The sequence below is a fragment of the Nocardia sp. bgisy118 genome, assembly GCF_057708605.1.
Map to the genome: position 1 here is coordinate 209,569 of NZ_JBYISM010000008.1, position 19,963 is coordinate 229,531.

The following is a 19,963-nucleotide window of genomic DNA, read 5'->3' on the forward strand; positions in this document are numbered from 1 at the left end:
CCACGCACACCAACAGACGACCAACAGCCCAACATCGCATCAGGCCGACACACGCCAGACGCTGACCGACAGACCAACACCGCCCCAGGCCCACGCACACCAACAGACGACCAACAGCCCAACATCGCATCAGGCCGACACACGCCAGACGCTGACCGGCAGCACAGCGGCATGTCGGGTCGCGGTCGACGCACTCCGACCGTTGGCCTACAGCCCAACACCGCCCCCGGCCAACACACACCGACCGATGACCAGCAGCCCAACACCGCGCTAGGCCGACATACACTCACCGCTGACCGAGAGACCAACACCGCCCCAGGTCGACGCTCACCAACCGCTGACCGGCAGACCAATACCGTCCCGGGCCGACGCACGCCCACCGCCACCCGACAGCACAAAGGCGCGTCGGATGGCGGTCGACGCACGCCGACCGATGAGGGACGGCGCACACAGGAAAGCCGCGACACTTTCGCTGAGCTCGCCGATGCTCTCCCTGTCCTGCGAAGCGACAAGAGCCACGTCGGCCTGCTCGCCGTAGCGTCGCTGCGGACGGGTCTCCCGTTCACCGCGCCACCCCCGGCTCCAGCGCCGCCACCGCCTCGGCCCGTAACTCGAGGGGTAAGAGCGGTGTCCGCGCCGAGACCACCACGACCACGTGCTCGCCCTCCGTGCGGAGCGAGACGGCGGCGTTCGGTGGGGCGACGCGACGAGCCGTGGCGACCGCGTTGGCTTCGTCGCCGCGCGCCGCAAGGCGTGCCGCCTCACGGGCGGCGTCGACGCAGCGGACCTGCGTCGACGCCGCGAGCAGGGCTCCGAGGCAGACCATCACCGCAACGACGAGGGAACCGAGCGCGATCGCCGCCTCGACCGTGACGGCCCCGCGATCATCCGCGAGCGGACGAGCACCTACACCTCGTCCGCCTCTGGCCGCGACGGTCCCACTCTCCGCTGCAACCGCACGCGCAACGACACATCGCCCAGCCCCCACCGTGACGGTCCTGCCATTCATCGCGAGCGGACGGCCATCGACACATCGTCCATTCCCCACCGTGGTGGCCCCGCCATCGGCCACGAGGGAACGAGCACAAACACACTGTCCGGTCCTCGCCGCGACGGACCCACCATCGGCCCCGAGCGGACGAGCACCGACACGTCGTCCTCCCTTGGCCGCGACGGCCCCACTCTCCGCCGCGACCGCACAGGCAACGACACATCGCCCAGTACCCACCGCGACGGTCCCGCCATCGGCCGCGATCAGACGGCCTTCAAGACGTCGTCCGGTCTCGGCCACCATCGCCCCGCCATAGCCAACGAGCGAACAGGCACTCACACACCGACCCCTCCGCGCCGTCATGGCACCGCCATCGGTCGCGAGCGAACGGGCGCCAACACACCGCCCGCTCCCCACCGCGATCGCCCTGCCATCGCCCACAAGCGAACAGGCACCCACACACCGCCCGTTCCCCACCGTGGTGGCACCGCCGTCGTCCGCAAGGGAATGGGCACAAACACACTGTCCGGTCCTCGCCGCGACGACCCCGCGATCATCCGCGAGCGGACGAGCACCGGCACGTCGTCGGGCCACCCCCGCCGCTACACCGTGGTGTTCAAGGCGCGATCGATGATCTTCGTCAACGCGTCCACGATCGAATCGCCGGTCACCACCCCGTACAGCACCGCACCAAATGCCGCTGCCGCAATAGTCCCGATGGCATATTCCGCTGTGCTCATGCCGTCGTCGTCGACGGCTGCCCGCACCGTGCGGAGCTGGAGTTGAGCAATGGCCGTCCGTGCTCGGCCACCGAGGGTGCGGTACCGAAACCACGAATCTGCCTCGGCCGCTGTGTTTCTCGCCGGGCCGGCTGGGTTGTGTTCCGGGTCTTGCCCGGTCGTGCACGCCAGCCCGCCGACAGGACTCGCGATCCCACCGGGTGTCGGCTTCACAGCGTGTACCCGGTTCCCGCCTGCATTTACCTTCCCGTGCAGCGCCCCCATCTCGCGCCGCCGCACTGTCCGACCCAGCAGCGTCATCGCCGCCAACGCTGTGTTTCCGCCCGCTGTCACCACTCCGTGTCACCTCACCTTCCCGCTCAGAAACGCCATCGCCGCCGATAATCCGCTCGCGCCTGCGGTAGCCATCCCGCGCCGCGCCGCCTTCCTGCGCAACTTCACATGCATCCGGGCCACTCGGATACCGACCACCCGGGCGACCCGTGGGATCGAGCGCCTCCGTGGGCCCGCTGCCTCCTCCGCGGAACCACGCAGCGCACGAACCACTTCGGTCGTCGCATCCCACACGGCCGCGTGGGCGCGAGCCAACCGTTCGGACAGCAGCGGGCCGTCGGCTCGTCGCCGCGGACGATCCGCCGGTTCTTCGATTCGCACCTGCTTCCCCTTTCCCTTCGGCCCGCGCGGCCGATCCGCGCGGGCAAGCCTGTTGCCGTCGAGCGCGACTCGCGAGGAGGTCCTCGTTCACAGGAGACCGCCTTCGAGAACACGGCCCGCCAGACCGATCACCACGGGCACGATGCCCAAGCACAGGAACGCGGGCAGAAAGCACAGCCCCAGCGGACCGCCGATCAGCACGCCCGCGCGTTCCGCGCGAGCCGCTGCCGCATCCTCGACCGCGCGGCGGTGCTGGTCGGCGAGTTCTCCGACGGCGACCGCCAGCGAAGCGCCGGATCGCGCCGAGCGTCGGGCCATCCGCGCCAGCGAATCGATCTCGGCAGCTCCCGGTCGGCCCTCCGCATCCCGCGCCGCACGCTCCCAGGCCGAGCCCGGCTCCGCGCCGAGCGCAAGCAGGTCCGCGGCCGTGCGCAATGCCATGCCCACCGCCTGCGGTGCGCCGGCAGCCACCACGCGCGCCGCACTCGCCATCGGCAGACCCGCTCGCAGACACGCGGCGAGCAGATCGAACACCGACGCGATATCGAGCGGATTCGCAGCGCCCGGCTTGTCCGGCTTCGGCTCCTTTCCCTCCCCGGTCCGCCCCAGCACCCGCAGCCTCCGACCGACGCCGACGCGCCCCGGCCACAGCGCGAAAGCCCCCGCCACCGCCAACGTTGCGACACCGGCCTCGATCGCCATCCGAATCCCTTTCTGCCCAGCCGAATTCGCCAAAACACGCCGACACCGCATCCCGGCCCGCGACCGAGTCCGGCACACGCGCCGAGCCAATAACCCGACGAGGTGCAGCGCGCCCGCGCTCCGTCGAAGCCATGGCGGCCGACGCCGACGAGGCAAGCACAAGGAACGCCGAGACGACATACCCGATCGCTACGCACAGCCCGCCGAATCTCCGCCGAGGTTCGGCACGAGGCATCCGGCTCCCGCCCACCTCCGGCACGCCCGGCGACTGCTCGACGCACACCGCACCGCGCCCGTTCACACCAGCGCCTTTCGCGTGATCGCATCGCTCCACAGCAGCCCGGTGCAGGCCAGCGCCACCCCGAGTGGAAGCAGCAGGCTTCCCGCCGAGGAGGCGAAGAGGACCCGCAGCGGGTCGGCGCCCATGAGCTGGCCCAGGATCAAGCCGAGCAGCGGGAGGGTGGACAGGACCGTGGCGGTGGCGCGAGCGCCCGCGAGGGCGGCGGTAGCGCGTGCGCGAAAACGGATGCGACCCACCAGGTCTGCGCGGGCGGCCGTCAAGAGTTCGGCGAGGGCCAGGCCGTGGCGCTCCGCGATAAGCCACGCGTCGGCGATGCGAGCGAGCTCGGCGCTGATGACCACGTGCGGGTCACGCAGACCATCTGCGGCGGAACCGCCCAGCTTGCCGCGCGCGGCGCTGACGGCGAAAGCGCGAGCCGCCACACCGCGTGATTCGCTGGCGGCGACGTCCGCGGCCGCACTCGGGTGTGCGCCGACGCGCAATTCGCCGATGACCGCTTCCAAGGCGTCGAGGAGATGGGCGCATGCTTCGGTGCGACGGCGGTCGGCGTGAGCCCGTCGCCGGCGCAGCCCTACGGTGCCCGCCAGCATCGCCGCGGCGAGGAAAACACCGATGCCCATCGCCAGGGTTGACGCAAGCGTCGAACACACCGCGACGCGAACAACATTGCTGTAGTCCGGCTTTCGCGCACGACCCCGCGCGAAAAGACCTCGCATTCGTCGGCGCGGACCCGTCTCGGGCACCACCAGCACCGCGAGCGCCAAGCACACCATCGCCGCGCTCATCGACCAATCCGTTCCGCCAGCAGGGCCGCCAGCCCGGCCGCACCCGGAATCGGCGCATCGTCGGCGCGCCAAGCCGCGACGATGCGCACCCTGCCGCTCGCGTCACGGTCGAGCACCCCGATCTCCCGCAGACCGCGCGAGCCGTCCGCCCGGCGATGCACGTGCAGCACCACCTGCACCGCGGCGGCCAGTTGGCTGTGCAGCGCCGCGCTGTCCATGCCGCCGAGCGCGGCGAGCGCTTCCAGCCTGGCGGGGACTTCCCGCGGGGAGTTCGCGTGGACCGTGCCCGCGCCGCCGTCGTGCCCGGTGTTCAGCGCGGTCAGCAGATCGACGACTTCGGCGCCGCGGACCTCGCCGACCACGATCCGGTCCGGACGCATGCGCAGCGCCTGCCGCACCAGATCGCGCACCGTCACCGCTCCGACGCCCTCGACGTTCGCCGTGCGCGCCACGAGCCGCACCACGTGCGGGTGCGGCGGCGCGAGTTCGGCCGCGTCTTCGACGCACACGATCCGCTCGCGGGCATCGACTTCGGCGAGCAGCGCGGACAAGAGGGTCGTCTTCCCAGCCCCGGTGCCGCCGACCACCAGGAACGCGAGCCGAGCCCGGATGACGCGCTCCAGCAGGGTTTTCGCGTCCGGCGGCACCGCGCCCGCCGCCGCCAGCGCGCCCAACCCCTGGGTGGCGGGGCGCAGCACTCGCAGCGACAGACATGTGCCGCCCTGTGCGATCGGCGCGAGCACCGCGTGCAGCCGAACGCCGAACGAATCACCGAGCGCCGCTTCGGTTCCGGCCAGTCGTCCGTCCACCCACGGCTGGGCGTCGTCGAGCCTGCGCCCCGCCGCAAGCGCCAACCGCTGGGCGAGCCTGCGCACCGCCGCCTCGTCTGGGAACGTGACCGGGGTCCTCTCCAGCCCGTGTCCGCGGTCGATCCATACCGCGTCGGGCGCCGTCACAAGGACATCCGCGACCCGAGGATCGTGCAGCAGTGGCTCGAGCACCCCCGCGCCGGTCATCTCGGTCTGCAACAGCCGCAGCGCGCGCAGCAGGTCGGTGTCACCGAGGACGCCGCCCGCTTCGGCGCGAATGGCCGCCGCGACGGCCGCCGGGTCGGGATCGCCCGGTTCACCCGCCAGTCGCTCCCGCACGCGATCCAGGAGCTCGGCCGTCACCAGCGCGTTCACGGTTCGCTCCGCACGGCAGGCGCGCCGAGCACCGCGAGCACCGCATCGGCCGCGTCCTTGAGCGGTCCACGCCGCGGAGTGGCGAGCCCGCCGCGCTCCAGGCGGGCCGCCAAGCCCCCTTCGGCTCGGACGGCCGCCAGCAGCGGGAGGTCGAGGACCTCGGCCACCTCGGCTCCGCGCAGCCCGCCCGGCGCCGGACCGCGGAGCACCAAGCCCTGGTTGGGATTTCGCCTGCCGATATACGCCGCGACGGACTCCGCCGCGGCCACCGCCCGCAGCGTGGCCTGCACGACCAGCACCACCAGATCCGCGCTTTCGAGCATCTGTTCCGCGTGCGCGCCGCGCTCACCGGACACGTCGCAGATCACGAGATCGCCTGCGGCACGGCCTGCTTCGATCACCGCGCGCGCCGCGCCCGCCCCGATAGCGCCCGGCAATCGACCGGCACCGCCGCGGCCGCAGGACAGCACGGACAGCCCCGGCGACGCCTTCGGCAGCGCGTCGTGCAACGCCGTCGCCGCGATCCTGCCGTCCTCGACGACCAGGTCCGGCCAGCGCAGCCCCATACCCGTCTCTATGCCCAACAGCAGGTCGAGGCCGCCGCCGAGGGGTGCTCCGTCGACGAGCACGGTGTCGCGACGGAACCCTTCGGCGGCGGCGCGCAGGGCGGTGGCAGCCGCGAGAACCGAGGCTCCCGCGCCACCGCTCGCACCGGCGACAGCCACCACGACACCGTCGGATGCGCGCCGCTCGCCGTGCTCAGCAAACTTCTCGATAAGCCCCACCGCGGCCCCCGGCAGCGCGATGACGCGCTCGGCGCCGACCGCCGCCGCGGCCTGCCAACCGGGTAGTCCGGGCTCCCCATCGGTCACCAGAACGACGCCGCCCCGCCGCGGGTAACCGGCTGCCGCGCACTCACCCGCCGTGACTGTGTCGAGGATCACCATGGGCGCCCCTGACCAGGCATGCCTGCCCACCGGCGGCTCGCGTTCGTCGAGCAGGCGCTCCGCGGCCGCGGCGACCCGGCGGACCTCGTCTCGTAACCGGACATCCCGGATGAGCACGAGCGCGGGCGAGATCGAGACTGTCTGCGCGACGTCGTTATCCATGCAGGTCAGCGTGGTGCACGCGAAGGCTCGCCAGAAGACCCGAGATGCCGAATGTGGATAACTCCGACGCTGTGGACAACCGTCGGACCGACGAAGAAGGGGAATTCGTCCCCGAAATAGAGGACGGCCCCAGCCGGGGGGGGAGGAGGCTGGGGCCGTCGGGTTCAGCCCCGGGGGGTCGGGCTGAACGCGCCTGGACCATGTCCAGGTGCCAGCAATACTACACCCAATCCCCGGCACGCACGCAAGTCCGTCATCGAAGAACTTTGCCGTCACCGCCGCTCCGGCGTCTCTCGAGCAAACTCGTGGCCGCCCCCGGTGACCCGACCCGCCCACCGGCATTTGCACGGTGTGCATATTCTGAACGGGTGACGGCCGAGGACGACCAGACAACGGATCCGGACCATCAGGCGGGCGCCGCGACGACAGCGGACAGCGCCCCGACCAGGCGCGGGCGCGTGGCCGCGTTCTTCGATCTCGACAAGACGGTGATCGCGAAATCGAGCGCCTTCGTCTTCAGCAAGCCGTTCTTCGCTCAGGGTCTGCTCAACCGCAGGACCGTGCTGGAGAGCAGCTACGCGCACTTTCTCTTCCTGCTGTCGGGCGCCGACCACGACCAGATGGAGCGGATGCGTGAACATCTGACCAAGATGTGCGCGGGCTGGGACGTCGAGCAGGTGAAATCCATTGTCGCCGAGACACTTCACGAGCTGGTCGACCCGCTGATCTACGCGGAGGCCGCCGATCTCATTGCCGATCACAAGATTCGGGGCCACGACGTGGTGATCGTCTCGGCGTCCGGCGAGGAGATGGTCGGCCCCATCGCCGAGGTGCTCGGCGCCTCGCGCACCGCGGCCACCAGGATGGTCGTCGAGGACGGCAAGTACACCGGCGAGGTCGAGTTCTACTGCTACGGCGACGGCAAGGTCGAGGCCATCGAAAAGCTCGCCGCCGCAGAGGGTTACGACCTTTCGCGCTGCTATGCCTATTCCGATTCGGCGACCGATCTGCCGATGCTGAGCGCCGTCGGCCACCCGACGGCGGTGAACCCCGATCGCAATCTCCGCCGCGAGGCGACTGCCCGCGGCTGGCCGATCCTCGCCTTCTCCAACCCGGTCTCGCTGTGGGCGCGATTCCAGTCGCCCTCGTCGACCACCCTTGCCGCGACCGCGGCCGTAGGACTCAGCGCGGTGTTGGCCGGAGCGATCAGTTATCGCCTGCTGCGGCGCCGCCGCTGATCATTGACTGTGGACCCGGCTGCGCGCCGCCGCACTGTTCAACAGGGGTAGCCGATGGCTCGCCGGGGGTTCGACAGCCCAGCTCCGAGGGTTCGCGACCAGGCATTCAAGCACGAAACGCCGACAAACACGCCGATTTTTCATTGTTTTCTCGACCCTTGAGTGAGCCCGCTCACAGTGGTAGAAATGAGTCACGGAAGGACGGAAGGCCAAGGCGGAGCCGGAAGAGAAGGTTCAGTCTCCCATCCCACCCTTCCCAGCACGGACACCAGGCACCCACGCGGAGCACGCCGCGACAAGGGCAGAAGCGTTGTGGGCCTGCGAGATTCGAATTGTCGACGGCGAAGGCCTCGCACAGGTTGCGGGGATGAACCGGCGGAGTTCGAATAGTCGCCGAGGCCGCAGAACACAACCCACCTAGCACGCTTGGTAACCCGGTAGTCCGTGCTAGCGGGCGGTGAGGTCGTCAACGACAACGCCGCCCGCTTTGATGTGCGGGGGAACTTCGAGACGTCCGCCGAGTCGCTATCCCGACGCCGCGTCGGCGATCGACGTCGCCTCCCTGGCGCCGTCCTCCAGCGCACCGCAGCACAGGATCACCCATCCGCCGACCGCCTCGGGCCTGCCGGTCCCGAATTCCGCGGCCGCGGCCTCGTACGCCTGCTTGCGCCGCAGCCAGAACACCTCGGGCACCCCCAGGCTGTGTGGGTCCAGGCCCCTTGCCACCGACACCAACCGCGATGCCGCACGCGCGACGATCCCGTCCGCCGTGCCGAACGGTCGCAACGCCAGTAGCTCGCCGTGCACCACCGCCGCGACGACCGGCGCGGGCGCCTTGGTGGTCAACACGGTCTGCGCCAGCAGATCCAGCCGCTCGGCGACGCCCGCGTCGGCGCGCGGCCGCCCGAGCAGCTGCTCGTCGGTCACCAGGTCGGCGGCCGCCAGCAGGTGCAACCGAGCCAGGGCCTGGAGCGGCGCGCGCTGCCAGGTGCCCGCGAGGTTGCGCAGGGCATCGCCGTCCAGCGCCTGCCCCACGCGCAGCGAGCCCGCCAGGATCGGATCCTCCACCCGGCCGTCGGCGGGCAGGTCGGTGCTGCCGCCGTCGATGGCCGCGGAGGACCGCGCCGCGCGCACCGCCGCCTCGGCCGCGGTGGTCGGCCAGCCGCGCCGGTTCGCCTTGTGCCGGTGCACCGCGGCCAGTGCATCGCGGGCGCGGTCGGCGGCGTCGCGCACGCCGGGCAGGTCGACGAGGGGCTGCAGCGGATCGGTCACGGGATACGAGGCTACTTGCGCGGCCACCTCACCCCGCCAGCAGATCCCGCCCCGGGATCGCGTCGAGCAGCCGGCGCGTGTAGTCCTCGCGCGGGTGGTCGAACACCTGCTCGGCGCTCGCCGCCTCGACGACCCGGCCCTGCTGCATGACCAGCACGTCGTCCGCGATCTGGCGCACCACGGCCAGGTCGTGCGAGATGAAGAGATAGGAAAGCCCCAGCGCGGCTTGCAGATCGTTGAGCAGATTCAGAATCTGCGCCTGCACGAGCACGTCGAGCGCGGACACCGCCTCGTCGCAGACCACCACCTCGGGCGACAGCGCGAGGGCCCGCGCGATCGCGACCCGCTGACGCTGGCCGCCGGACAGCTCGTTCGGATAGCGCCGTTGCACCGAGGCGGGCAGCGACACCTTGTCCAGCAGGTCACGCACCACCGCGGCGCGCTCCTTCAGCGTGCCGATCCGGTGGACGCGCAGCGGCTCCTCGATCGTGCGGAAGATCGAGTACATGGGGTCGAGCGAGCCGTACGGGTCCTGGAAGATCGGCTGCACCCGGCGGCGGAAGGCGAAGGTGCCCGCGCGATCCAACGTGGTCACATCGCGTCCGTCGAAGGTGACGGCGCCCGAGGTCGGCGCGAGCAGGCCGAGCACCATCTGCGCGACGGTCGACTTGCCCGACCCGGATTCGCCGACGATGGCGGTGGTGGTGCCGCGGCGCAGCCGGAACGACACGTCGTCGACCGCACGCAGCTCCGACGACTTCCTCCACGGCGCGCCGCCGCGGATCGGGAACACCTTGGTGAGCCGCTCGGCGACCACCACATCGGGCGCGGCCGATTCGGCCTCGGCGATCTGCTCGGCCTGCTCGCGAATCTCGATCCGCTTGCGCACCGCGGAGAGCCGCTGCGAGGCGAGCGAAGGCGCCGAGTTCACCAGCTTCTTGGTGTAGGCGTGCTGGGGATCGCGCAGAATGCGCAGTGCGGGACCGGATTCCACCACCTGCCCCCGGTACATCACCACCAAGTGCTCGGCCCGTTCGGCGGCCAGGCCGAGATCGTGGGTGATGAGCAGGACGGCGGTGCCGAGCTCGGCGGTCAATCCGTCGAGGTGATCGAGGATCTGACGCTGCACGGTGACGTCCAGCGCCGAGGTCGGCTCATCGGCGATCAACAGTTTCGGACGGCACGACAACCCGATCGCGATCAGCGCCCGCTGCCGCATGCCGCCGGAGAATTCGTGCGGGTACTGATTCATCCGCCGCGCCGCATCCGACATGCCCGCTTCCTCGAGCAACTCGACGGCCCGTCGGCGCGCCTCGGATCCTTTGGCGATTCCGTTGGCCTCCAATGTCTCCCGCACCTGGAACCCGACCTTCCACACCGGATTCAGGTTGGACATCGGGTCCTGCGGCACCAGCCCGATGCCGCGCCCGCGCACCGCGAGGATCTCCTTCTTCGACGCGTTGGTGAGGTCCTTGCCGTCGAACACGATCGACCCCGCGGTGATCCGGCCGGTGCCGGGCAGCAAGTCGATGACGGCGTGCGCCGTGGTGGTCTTCCCGGAACCCGACTCACCGACGATCGCGACGGTCTGGCCCGGGTACACGGTGAGACCGACGTTGCGCACCGCGGGCACCTGCCTGCCCTCGGAGCTGAAACAGACATCGAGATCACGGATTTCGAGCAGCGGACGGTCCGTCATCGCGACGCTCACCTCTTCCTTGCCTTCGGGTCGAGCGCGTCGCGCACCGCGTCGCCGAGCATGATGAAGCTCAGCACGGTGATGGCGAGCGCGGCGGCGGGATAGAACAGGATCGCCGAGGTGCGCAGATCGTTCTTGGCCCTGGCGATGTCGCCACCCCAGGACACGATGTCGGGCGGCAGCCCCACACCGAGATACGACAGCGTCGCCTCGGTGACGATGAAGACGCCCAGCCAGATGGTGGAGACCACGATGAGCGGGCCCGCCGCGTTCGGCAGCACGTGCCGGACCAGTGTTCCCGTCCTGGAGACGCCCAACGCCTTTGCCGCCGTGACGTATTCGCTGTTCTTGGCCTCGATGACCGCGCCGCGCGCGATGCGGGCCGCCTGCGGCCAGGTGAACGAGGCGAGCACCAGGACGACGTTCCACATGGTCGCGGGCCGCAGCATCTGCAACAGGACGATCGCGGCGAGCATCATCGGGATGGCGTAGAAGATCTCCGCGATGCGCGAGACGATCTCGTCCAGCACTCCGCCGAAGAACCCGGCCGCCGCGCCGAGCGTGCCGCCGATCAGCACGAACAGCGCCGCCGCGCTCAGCCCGACCAGCACGGAGGCCCGCGCGCCGTAGATGGTCCTGGTGTAGACGTCGCAGCCCTGCCGGTCGAAGCCGAAGGGATGTCCCGGGCGCGGGGGCGCCATGATGTCGTCGCCGAGGCAGTGGCGCGGGTCCTGATCGGTGAACAGTCCCGGCCACAGCACCACCACCGTCACCGCCACGATCAACAGCACGGCGACCAGGAAGATCGGGTTGCGCCGCAGCTGCCGCCAGGCGTCGCCCCAGATGCTGGTCGGCTCGCCCGACGTGTCGACGCGGTCGGTGGCGAGCACCTCCACCTCGTCCTGCGGCGCGACGTAGTACTCCTGACCGGGCCTGATGTCGCTGCTCGCGTCCTTCTCCAGCTCAGGCATAGCGGATCCTCGGGTCGAGTGCGGCGTAGAGCAGATCCACGATCAGGTTGGCCAGCAGGAAGATCACCACGAGCACCGTGACGAACGAGACGACCGTCGGCGGCTCCACCCGCTGGATCGCCTGGTACAGGGTGCCGCCGACGCCGGGGATGTTGAAGATGCCCTCGGTGACGATCGCCCCGCCGATCAGCGCGCCGAGATCGGCGCCGAGGAAGGTCACCACCGGGATCATCGAATTGCGCAGGATGTGCACGGTCACCACGCGACGTCTGCTCAGCCCTTTGGCGGTCGCGGTGCGCACGTAGTCGGCGGACATGTTCTCCGCCACGGAATTTCGCGTCAGCCGCAGCACATAGGCGAACGAGAGCGAGCCGAGCACGAACGCGGGCAGCAGCAGTTCCGTGAAACTCGCCTTCGCACTGACGGTCGTCGGCGCGATGCCCCACTTCACGCCGAACAGGAACTGCGCGACATAACCGACGACGAACACCGGCACGGCGATGATCACCAGGCTGGCCACCAACATCGTCGAATCGAACAGCTTGCCCTTGCGCAGACCGGCGATCAGGCCGAACACGATGCCGAACACGCCTTCGATGAACACCGCCATGACGGAGAGCTTGATCGTGATCGGGAAGGCCCTCGCCAGCTCGTCGCGGACCGGACGACCGGAGTACGCGGTGCCGAAATCGAAGGTCAGGATGCCTTTCAGATAGAACAGGTACTGCGTGATGAACGGCTCGTCGAGGTGATATCTGGCCCGCAGCTGGGCCTCGACGGCAGGGGTGAGCGGCTTCTCACCGGCCAGCGCCTTGATCGGATCGCCGGGGATGAGGAAGACCATCGCGTAGATGAGCAGCGTCGCGCCGAGGAACACGGGGATCATCTGGAGCAGGCGCCGCACGACATACCAAGCCATATTTCCTCCGGAAAGTACCGAGCCGGACCGACTTTCGCCGTCGGCCCGGCTCCCCGGGCGTCTACTTCTCGATGCCCTCGAAATCGAACAGGCCGTTCCAGGCCAGGTGGGCGTTGCGGACCCGATCCGAATGGCCCGCCGCCGCCACGTAGTCCAGCACCGGGATGTCGGCCATGTCCCTGATCAGCAGGGCCTGCGCCTGGGCGATGATCCGGTAGGACTCCTCCTGGGTCGGCGCGGCGAGCGCGGCGTCGAGCAGCCGGTCGAATTCGGGGTTGTCGTAGTTGACGTTGTTGGTCTCGGAGTAGCTGTAGTACTGCGAGGTGAGGAACTGCAGCATCGTCGGATAGTCGCCCTGCCAGCCGTAACGGAAGGACTTGCGGATGGTTTCGGCGTTCACCTCGTCGCGGATGTTCTTGAAGGTCGGGTACGGCACCGCGATGGCGTCGATGCCGAGGGTGTTCTTGACGCTGTTGGCCACCGCCTCCACCCATGCCTGATGGCCGCCGTCGGAGTTGTAGGCGACCTCGTAGCGCCCCGACCACGGCGAAATGGCGTCGGCCCGCGCCCACAACCGCTTGGCCTCCTCGGGGTTGTACTTCAGCACCTCCGAACCGGGCAGGTTGCCGTCGAAGCCGGGCAGCGTGCTCGCGGTGAAGTCGCGCGCCGGGATGCGGGTGCCGTGAAAGATCTTCTCGCAGATCTGCTCCCGGTTGATCGCCATCGAGAGGGCGCGGCGGCGCAGCAGTCCCTCCTCGCCCGCGAAGTGCGGGACGTTGGACTGGACGCCGATGTGCTGGTTCTGCGCGACCGGCTTGGCGATCGCGCAATCGCCGAGCTCCTGCTTGTACACCGAGAGCGCGCTGGACGGAATGGTGTCGAGTGCGTCGAGATTGCCGGACTGGAGATCGGCGTACGCGGTGTCGAAGGACTGGTACATGACGAACCGCAGGCCCTTGTTCTTGGCCGGACGGCCGCCCCGATAGTCCGGATTGGGCACCAGATCGATCTTGACGTTGTGCTCCCATGCGCCCGCGTCGGCGAACTTGTACGGTCCGTTGCCGATCGGGTTCTGCCCGAACGCCTTCATGTCCGCGAACGCCGCCTCGGGCAGCGGATAGAAAGGCGCGTAGCCGAGTTCGCTCTCGAAATCGATGGAAGGCGCCTTCAGCTCGACGGTGAAGGTGCGATCGTCGACCACCTTCAGGCCCGACATCGTCTGGGCGGTGGGCTTTTCCGCCGACACCTCGTCGAAGCCGAGAATCGGCGAGAACACGTAGCTCTGCAGCTGCGCGTTGGTGCCGAGCGCGCCGTAGTTCCACGCGTCGACGAACGACTTGGCTGTCACCGCCGTGCCGTCGGTGAACTTCCAATCCGGCTCGATGGTGATCCGATAGTTCTTCCGATCGCTGGTCTCGATCGACTGCGCCATCTCGTCGTGCGCTGTGCCGTCGGCGTCGTAGTACTTCAGCCCGGCGTACAGCCGGTCGACGACGCGGCCGCCCATGTTTTCGTTGGTATTGGTCGGCACCAGCGGGTTCTGCGGTTCAGCGCCGTTGACAGTGACGATGTCGGCGTCGGCGCCGTCGTCGGAGGAACATGCGGACAGTCCTAGGCTCGTGGCCAGCAGGACGCCCGCGGCGAGCGCGGTAACTCTGTGGAATCGCAACGCGTACTCCCGATTTCGAGAAGGTCGAAGGCGGCTGCACGGCCCGCGCCCCATGATCCTCTCCAGCGCGTGCCCTATGTCCCGCCTCGGATGTCAGGGACGTTAGCCATCGGCAAGGGACCTTGTCATCGGATCGCCCTATGTTCGTTTCACTTGTTACCAATGCGGCAACACCCGCGAAACACCGCAACTATGCCACCGGGGCGGCGCGATCCGGCGCGTACTCGTCGGCGCGGCGTGGGTCACAGTTGGCTAGTGTCGAGTTCGGGCAGAGCCGACGCGAAAGAAGAGACGTGATGACCGAAACCACCGCCGACCACCGGGACTCGTATCCGCCCAGCGCGGAGTTCGCCGCCGCGGCGAACGCCGACGCCGCGCTGTATCGGGCGGCCGCCGACGATCGCGACGCTTTCTGGGCCGAGCAGGCCGAGCGGCTGCACTGGCACCAGAAGTGGAACCAGGTGCTGGACTGGAGCGACGCGCCCGTCGCCAAGTGGTTCGTCGAGGGCAAGCTCAACGTCGCCTACAACTGCGTGGACCGCCACGTCCTCGACGGGCACGGCGACCAGGTCGCCATCCACTGGGAAGGCGAACCGGGCGATTCCCGCGACATCACCTACCGGCAGCTGCTCGACGAGGTGTCGCAGGCCGCCAACTACCTGACCGAGCTCGGGCTCGAGGCAGGCGACCGGGTGGCCATCTACATGCCGATGGTGCCCGAGGCCATCGTCTCGATACTCGCCTGCGCGCGGCTCGGACTCACCCACTCGGTGGTGTTCGCGGGCTTCTCCCCCACCGCCTTGCGCCAGCGCGTGGACGACGCGCGCGCCCGCCTCGTCATCACCACCGACGGGCAATGGCGCCGTGGCAAGTCCGCGCCGCTCAAGGAGGCCGTGGACGAGGCGCTCTACGCCCACGGCGATGTGCCGCCCCGCCCGAGCGGTCAGGGCCCGGAGGAGGAAGCCCGCGTAACCACGGAGGGCCCCCGATCGGGCGGAGATGAACACAGCGTGGAGCACGTGTTGGTGGTGCGGCGGACGAACGTCGAGGTGCCCTGGACCGAAGGTCGTGACCTCTGGTGGCACGAGACCGTCGCACAGTCGCCGACCGAGCACGAGGCGCAGCCCTTCGACGCCGAGCACCCCCTGTTCATCCTCTACACCTCCGGCACCACCGGAAAACCCAAAGGCATCCTGCACACCTCCGGCGGCTACCTCACCCAAGCCTCCTACACCCACCACAACGTCTTCGACCACAAACCCGGACAAGACGTCTACTGGTGCACCGCCGACATCGGCTGGGTCACCGGCCACAGCTACATCGTCTACGGACCCCTGTCCAACCGCACCACCCAAGTCGTCTACGAAGGCACCCCCAACTCGCCCACCGAACACCGGCACTTCGAGATCATCGAAAAGTACGGCGTCACCATCTATTACACCGCGCCCACACTCGTGCGCACTTTCATGAAGTGGGGCCGCGAGATCCCCGCGGCGCACGATCTGTCCAGCATCCGGCTGCTCGGCTCGGTCGGTGAGCCGATCAACCCGGAGGCGTGGCGCTGGTACCGCGAGGTCGTCGGCGCGAACGCCACACCCATCGTGGACACCTGGTGGCAGACCGAGACCGGCGCGATCATGATCTCCCCGCTGCCCGGCGTCACCGCCGCCAAGCCCGGCGCCGCGATGACAGCGCTGCCCGGCATCTCCGCGCAGGTCGTCGACGAAGAGGGCAAGCCCGTGCAGCGCGGGGAGACCGAGGCCAACGGCTACCTGGTGCTCGACCAGCCGTGGCCGTCCATGCTGCGCGGCATCTGGGGCGACATGGAGCGGTACAAGGCCACCTACTGGGAGCGCTATGCCGAACAGGGCTGGTACTTCGCCGGTGATGGCGCCAAGCTCGACGCCGACGGCGACCTGTGGGTGCTCGGCCGGGTCGACGACGTCATGAACGTCTCCGGCCACCGCATCTCCACCGCCGAAGTCGAATCCGCCCTCGTCGGACACTCCGGCGTCGCCGAAGCCGCTGTCGTCGGCGCCAGCGACACCACCACCGGCCAAGGCATCGTCGCCTTCGTCATCCTCACCGCCGAAACCGAGGACACCGGCGACGCCCTCATCGATGAACTGAAGGCCGAAGTCGCCCGCGAAATCAGCCCCATCGCCAAACCACGCGAAATCCACGTCGTCCCCGAACTCCCCAAAACCCGCAGCGGCAAAATCATGCGCCGCCTGCTCCGCGACGTCGCCGAAGGCCGCGAACTCGGCGACACCTCCACCCTCGTCGACCCGAACGTCTTCGAGGCCATCCGAGCCAGCCGCGCCTGACGGGCTTCTCGCAGAGGCCCCGGACGCCTCGCAGAGGTTCTATGCGCTGCGCAGCGGGTGGAACCTCTGCGCGGAAGCATGCCGCGTGCAGGGTAGGGCCGGTGACCGATCTTGTCACCGGCCCTACCCGTTAGAATTGCGTAAGGTGTGCCGGGAAGTCTGGTCGGCGTGCGGGCAGGTGGTCCGAGTCCGAAGGGCGGGGCCGCGAGTCCGCTTGTTGCCCGCCGGCCGAAAGGTACTTCGTGATCACTCAGGTGCGCTCCGAGCTGACCCGGTATCTGCGAACCGAAACCGTGGGTGGCGCACTGCTTCTCATCGCCGCTGCGATCGCGTTGCTGTGGGTGAACTCGCCGTGGGGCGACAGCTACCTCACGATGACCGAGACGGTGCTGGCGATAAAGCCGCTGCATCTGGAACTGACGCTTGCCGATTGGACCGCGGACGGTCTGCTCGCGGTCTTCTTCTTCGTCGCCGGGCTCGAGCTCAAACGCGAACTCGTGGTCGGTGAGCTCGCCGACCGCAAACGCGCCGCGCTGCCGATCATCGCCGCTGTCGGCGGCGTGGTCACGCCCGCGCTGATCGCGGCGGTCGTCGGCTACGGCATCGAGGGCATGGACCGCGGCTGGGCCATCCCGGTGGCCACCGACATCGCGTTCGCGCTGGCCGTGCTCGCCATGACCGGTTCGCGCATCCCGGCGGGCGCGCGGGTGTTCCTGCTCAGCCTGGCCGTGGTGGACGATCTGCTGGCCATCATCCTGATCGCGGTGCTGTTCACCACCGCGCTCTCACTGCTGTGGCTGCTCGCCGGCGCGGCCTGTTTCGCGGCGTGGGCGCTGGCCCAGCACCGCAGGATCACCTCGCCGGTGGTGTATGTGCCGCTGGCGCTGGTCTCCTGGTACGCGCTGCACGAGGCGGGCATCCATCCGACGCTCGCGGGTGTCGCGCTCGGCCTGCTCACCAGGGTGCGCACGGATCCCGACGAGGACGAGGCGCCCGCGACCCGGTGGGAGCATCGGTTCCAGCCGATCTCGGCCGGGCTGTGCGTGCCGCTGTTCGCGTTGTTCGCCTCCGGAGTGCCACTGGACGGCAAGGTCTTCGGCGAGCTGTTCACCAACCGGCTCTCGCTGGCCATCATTCTGGGCCTGCTGCTGGGCAAGACCATCGGCATCTTCGGAATCACCTGGGTCGCAATCCGGTTCGGCGTCGCGAAGAAGCCCGCGAACCTCGGATACCGCGACATGTTCGCCCTGTCGGTGCTCGGCGCGATCGGCTTCACGGTTAGCCTTCTCGTGGCAGAACTCGCGCTGGCCGACGTCGGCGACGGCTCGTCCGTCGAATTGGCGAAAGCCGCGGTGTTGGTGACCTCGATGGCGGCATCGCTCGCCGGTTCGGCGCTACTGTTGCGACGTGGGCGTGTCCACCAAGCGCGACGCGAGGCTCGTGCGCTGGAACCGGAGTGAGGAAGGCGCGGCATGAGCGAACGCAGTGAGCGAATCATGTGCCAGCGCGCTTCGCGCATGCCGGAACCGAGCGCCAGCGAGGTGCAGGCATGAGCGAACGCAGTGAGCGAATCATGTGCCAGCGCGCTTCGCGCATGCCGGGGCCGAGCGCCAGCGAGGTGCAGGCATGAGCGACGAGCCCGCAGACGGTAGCCTGCGTGACGATGGTGGACGCCGGAAGCGCCGCACATCGAACGGAGCTGAAAGCAGTGCCGGGACAGGGAGAAGGGTCGACCAAGTGAGTTTCACCCAGGGCGGTAACGGGAACGACGCGCACAGCGGGCGCACGGTCACCTCCATTCCGCTGACCGATGCCAACCCGATCGGTTCCGCCAGTTTCGGCACCCTGGTCCGCGACGCGGCCGAACAGATGTCGACCCTGGTGCGCGCCGAGGTCGAGCTGGCCAAGGCCGAGGTCACCGGCGAGATCAAGAAGGGCCTGCAGGGCAGCGTCTACTTCATCCTCGCGCTGACCGTCCTGCTGTTCAGCACGTTCTTCTTTTTCTTCTTCCTCGGCGAGCTGCTCGACGTGTGGCTGGCCAGGTGGGCCGCCTTCCTGATCGTGTTCCTGCTGATGGTCGCCGCGACCGCGGCACTGGCGTTCCTCGGCTATCGCCGGGTGAAGAAGCTGCGCGCCCCCGAGAAGACCATCGATTCGCTGAAGCAGGCCCGCTCTGTGCTGCCGAGCGGGTTCGGCGGCTCGCACGACGAGCACCTGGCGCTGGAGAAGCGCGTCAACTGACCGTGCGGGTCGTGGTCGCGGCGACGCACGCCGACTACTAGGCTCGGTCGGCGTGTCGTCGAACTTCCTTCCGGATCCGTCCAGCGTCCGTTACGACGGTCCGTGGACGCACCGGGACGTTCATGCCAACGGCATTCGATTCCACATCGTCGAGGCCGCGCCCGAGCGCACCGAGGCGCCGCTGGTGGTGCTGCTGCACGGATTCGCGGACTTCTGGTGGTCGTGGCGGCATCAGCTGACCGGGCTCACCGAGCTGGGTTTCCGCGCGGTCGCGGTGGATCTGCGCGGCTACGGCGACAGCGACAAGCCCCCGCGCGGCTACGACGGCTGGACTTTGGCGGGCGATATCGCCGGACTCATTCGCGCGCTCGGCCACACCGAGGCCGTCCTGGTCGGTCACGCGGAGGGCGGACTGGTCTGCTGGGCCACCGCGGTGCTGCACCCGCGGCTGGTGCGCGCCATCGCGCTGGTGGGCTCGCCGCACCCGGGCGCGCTGAAGCGCGCTGTGCTGCGCGACTCGCGCCAGCGCCGCGCCTGGCTGCCGAACTTCCTGCGTTATCAGCTGCCCCGCTATCCGGAACACCGGCTGACCACCGGCGACGGGTACGAGGTCGAGCGGCTGCTGCGGCAGCGGGTCACCGAGTCCTGGTCGGGCAGCTCCGAATTCGTCGACACGGCGCGGCGCATGCGCTCGGCCATCCAGATCCCTGGCGCCGCGCACTGTGCGCTGGAGTATCAGCGCTGGGCCTTCCGCAGCCAGTGGCGACCGGACGGCCGCCGATTCATGGCCACCGTCCGAGTGCCCATCGGCATCCCCGTGCTCGCGCTGCGCGGCGAGTTCGACGACTACCTGCTGCCGAGCACCATCCGCGGCGGCGAGCAGTGGTCGCCGCACCGCAGACTCGTCACCGTCCCGAACGCGGGACACTTCGCGCACCAGGAGAACCCGGACGTGGTGACGGCGGAACTGGCGAAGTTCCTCGACTGACGTCGGGCGGCGCCGGCACTGTGCGGTCACGGCCCGGCCGAGTGATACAGCTCGAACGCTGTCGAACGTCTCGCTGACCACCCGGCGAAAGCGCGGATCGGTCCTGCTCGATGCTCCCAGCGCAACGGCCGCCGACCGGCGAGCGGTCGACGGCCGTTGCGCGAGAGTCTCGC

At 69.2% G+C, this 19,963-nt stretch carries 16 protein-coding genes; 5 read left to right on the forward strand and 11 right to left on the reverse strand.

What is annotated here, in order from left to right; translation table 11 throughout:
* Nucleotides 1–562: 562 nt before the first annotated feature.
* From AC3EO7_RS13175 to ssd, 6 genes are all read right to left on the reverse strand, one after another.
* The gene (locus AC3EO7_RS13175) at nucleotides 563–856 is read right to left on the reverse strand and encodes a TadE family type IV pilus minor pilin (protein WP_435591321.1); all 294 of its coding nucleotides are present in this window, start codon (nucleotides 854–856) and stop codon (nucleotides 563–565) included.
* Between the two features lie 737 nt (nucleotides 857–1,593).
* The gene (locus AC3EO7_RS13180; RefSeq protein WP_431972696.1) at nucleotides 1,594–1,782 is read right to left on the reverse strand and encodes a DUF4244 domain-containing protein; all 189 of its coding nucleotides are present in this window, start codon (nucleotides 1,780–1,782) and stop codon (nucleotides 1,594–1,596) included.
* A 690-nt stretch (nucleotides 1,783–2,472) separates the two neighbouring features.
* Nucleotides 2,473–3,087 carry a type II secretion system F family protein gene (locus AC3EO7_RS13185; protein ID WP_431972695.1) on the reverse strand — a complete coding sequence of 205 codons (615 nt, stop codon included), beginning with the start codon at nucleotides 3,085–3,087 and terminating at the stop codon, nucleotides 2,473–2,475.
* Between the two features lie 297 nt (nucleotides 3,088–3,384).
* Nucleotides 3,385–4,173 (reverse strand): type II secretion system F family protein, encoded by a 789-nt coding sequence (locus AC3EO7_RS13190; protein WP_431972694.1) that lies wholly within the window; start codon nucleotides 4,171–4,173, stop codon nucleotides 3,385–3,387.
* Nucleotides 4,170–5,357, reverse strand: a complete 1,188-nt coding sequence (locus AC3EO7_RS13195) for a TadA family conjugal transfer-associated ATPase (protein ID WP_431972693.1) — start codon at nucleotides 5,355–5,357, stop codon at nucleotides 4,170–4,172. The genes AC3EO7_RS13190 and AC3EO7_RS13195 overlap by 4 nt, the downstream gene beginning before the upstream one ends.
* The gene (gene ssd, locus AC3EO7_RS13200; RefSeq protein ID WP_431972692.1) at nucleotides 5,354–6,466 is read right to left on the reverse strand and encodes a septum site-determining protein Ssd; all 1,113 of its coding nucleotides are present in this window, start codon (nucleotides 6,464–6,466) and stop codon (nucleotides 5,354–5,356) included. The genes AC3EO7_RS13195 and ssd overlap by 4 nt, the downstream gene beginning before the upstream one ends.
* A gap of 368 nt (nucleotides 6,467–6,834) precedes the next feature.
* Between ssd and AC3EO7_RS13205 the strand changes: the two genes are divergently transcribed.
* Nucleotides 6,835–7,704 carry an HAD family hydrolase gene (locus tag AC3EO7_RS13205; RefSeq protein WP_431972691.1) on the forward strand — a complete coding sequence of 290 codons (870 nt, stop codon included), beginning with the start codon at nucleotides 6,835–6,837 and terminating at the stop codon, nucleotides 7,702–7,704.
* 525 nt (nucleotides 7,705–8,229) lie between these two features.
* On the opposite strand, the gene AC3EO7_RS13210 is transcribed toward AC3EO7_RS13205, so the two are convergent.
* From AC3EO7_RS13210 to AC3EO7_RS13230, 5 genes are all read right to left on the reverse strand, one after another.
* A complete protein-coding gene (locus AC3EO7_RS13210) occupies nucleotides 8,230–8,976 on the reverse strand; it encodes an oxidoreductase (RefSeq protein WP_435591303.1) in 747 nt (248 codons plus the stop codon).
* A gap of 28 nt (nucleotides 8,977–9,004) precedes the next feature.
* Complete coding sequence (locus AC3EO7_RS13215) at nucleotides 9,005–10,675, reverse strand: dipeptide ABC transporter ATP-binding protein (RefSeq protein ID WP_435591304.1); 1,671 nt, start codon at nucleotides 10,673–10,675, stop codon at nucleotides 9,005–9,007.
* 8 nt (nucleotides 10,676–10,683) lie between these two features.
* Nucleotides 10,684–11,646 carry an ABC transporter permease gene (locus tag AC3EO7_RS13220; protein ID WP_435591305.1) on the reverse strand — a complete coding sequence of 321 codons (963 nt, stop codon included), beginning with the start codon at nucleotides 11,644–11,646 and terminating at the stop codon, nucleotides 10,684–10,686.
* Nucleotides 11,639–12,565: an ABC transporter permease gene (locus AC3EO7_RS13225; RefSeq protein ID WP_435591306.1), complete on the reverse strand. Its 927-nt coding sequence runs from the start codon at nucleotides 12,563–12,565 to the stop codon at nucleotides 11,639–11,641. Before AC3EO7_RS13225 ends, AC3EO7_RS13220 begins: the two co-directional genes overlap by 8 nt.
* Nucleotides 12,566–12,626: 61 nt before the next feature.
* Nucleotides 12,627–14,288, reverse strand: coding sequence for a peptide ABC transporter substrate-binding protein (locus AC3EO7_RS13230; RefSeq protein ID WP_435591307.1), 1,662 nt, complete (start codon nucleotides 14,286–14,288; stop codon nucleotides 12,627–12,629).
* A gap of 242 nt (nucleotides 14,289–14,530) precedes the next feature.
* Here AC3EO7_RS13230 and AC3EO7_RS13235 point away from each other — a divergent pair, with 242 nt between their 5' ends.
* From AC3EO7_RS13235 to AC3EO7_RS13250, 4 genes are all read left to right on the forward strand, one after another.
* Nucleotides 14,531–16,561 carry an acetate--CoA ligase gene (locus AC3EO7_RS13235; protein ID WP_435591308.1) on the forward strand — a complete coding sequence of 677 codons (2,031 nt, stop codon included), beginning with the start codon at nucleotides 14,531–14,533 and terminating at the stop codon, nucleotides 16,559–16,561.
* Nucleotides 16,562–16,806: 245 nt separating this feature from the next.
* On the forward strand, nucleotides 16,807–18,021 hold the full coding sequence (nhaA, locus tag AC3EO7_RS13240) for a Na+/H+ antiporter NhaA (RefSeq protein ID WP_435591322.1): 1,215 nt from the start codon (nucleotides 16,807–16,809) through the stop codon (nucleotides 18,019–18,021).
* A gap of 277 nt (nucleotides 18,022–18,298) precedes the next feature.
* Nucleotides 18,299–18,802: a phage holin family protein gene (locus tag AC3EO7_RS13245; protein WP_431966767.1), complete on the forward strand. Its 504-nt coding sequence runs from the start codon at nucleotides 18,299–18,301 to the stop codon at nucleotides 18,800–18,802.
* Nucleotides 18,803–18,854: 52 nt separating this feature from the next.
* Entirely contained in the window at nucleotides 18,855–19,790 is a 936-nt protein-coding gene (locus AC3EO7_RS13250) for an alpha/beta fold hydrolase (protein ID WP_431966765.1), read from the forward strand.
* Nucleotides 19,791–19,963: the final 173 nt, after the last annotated feature.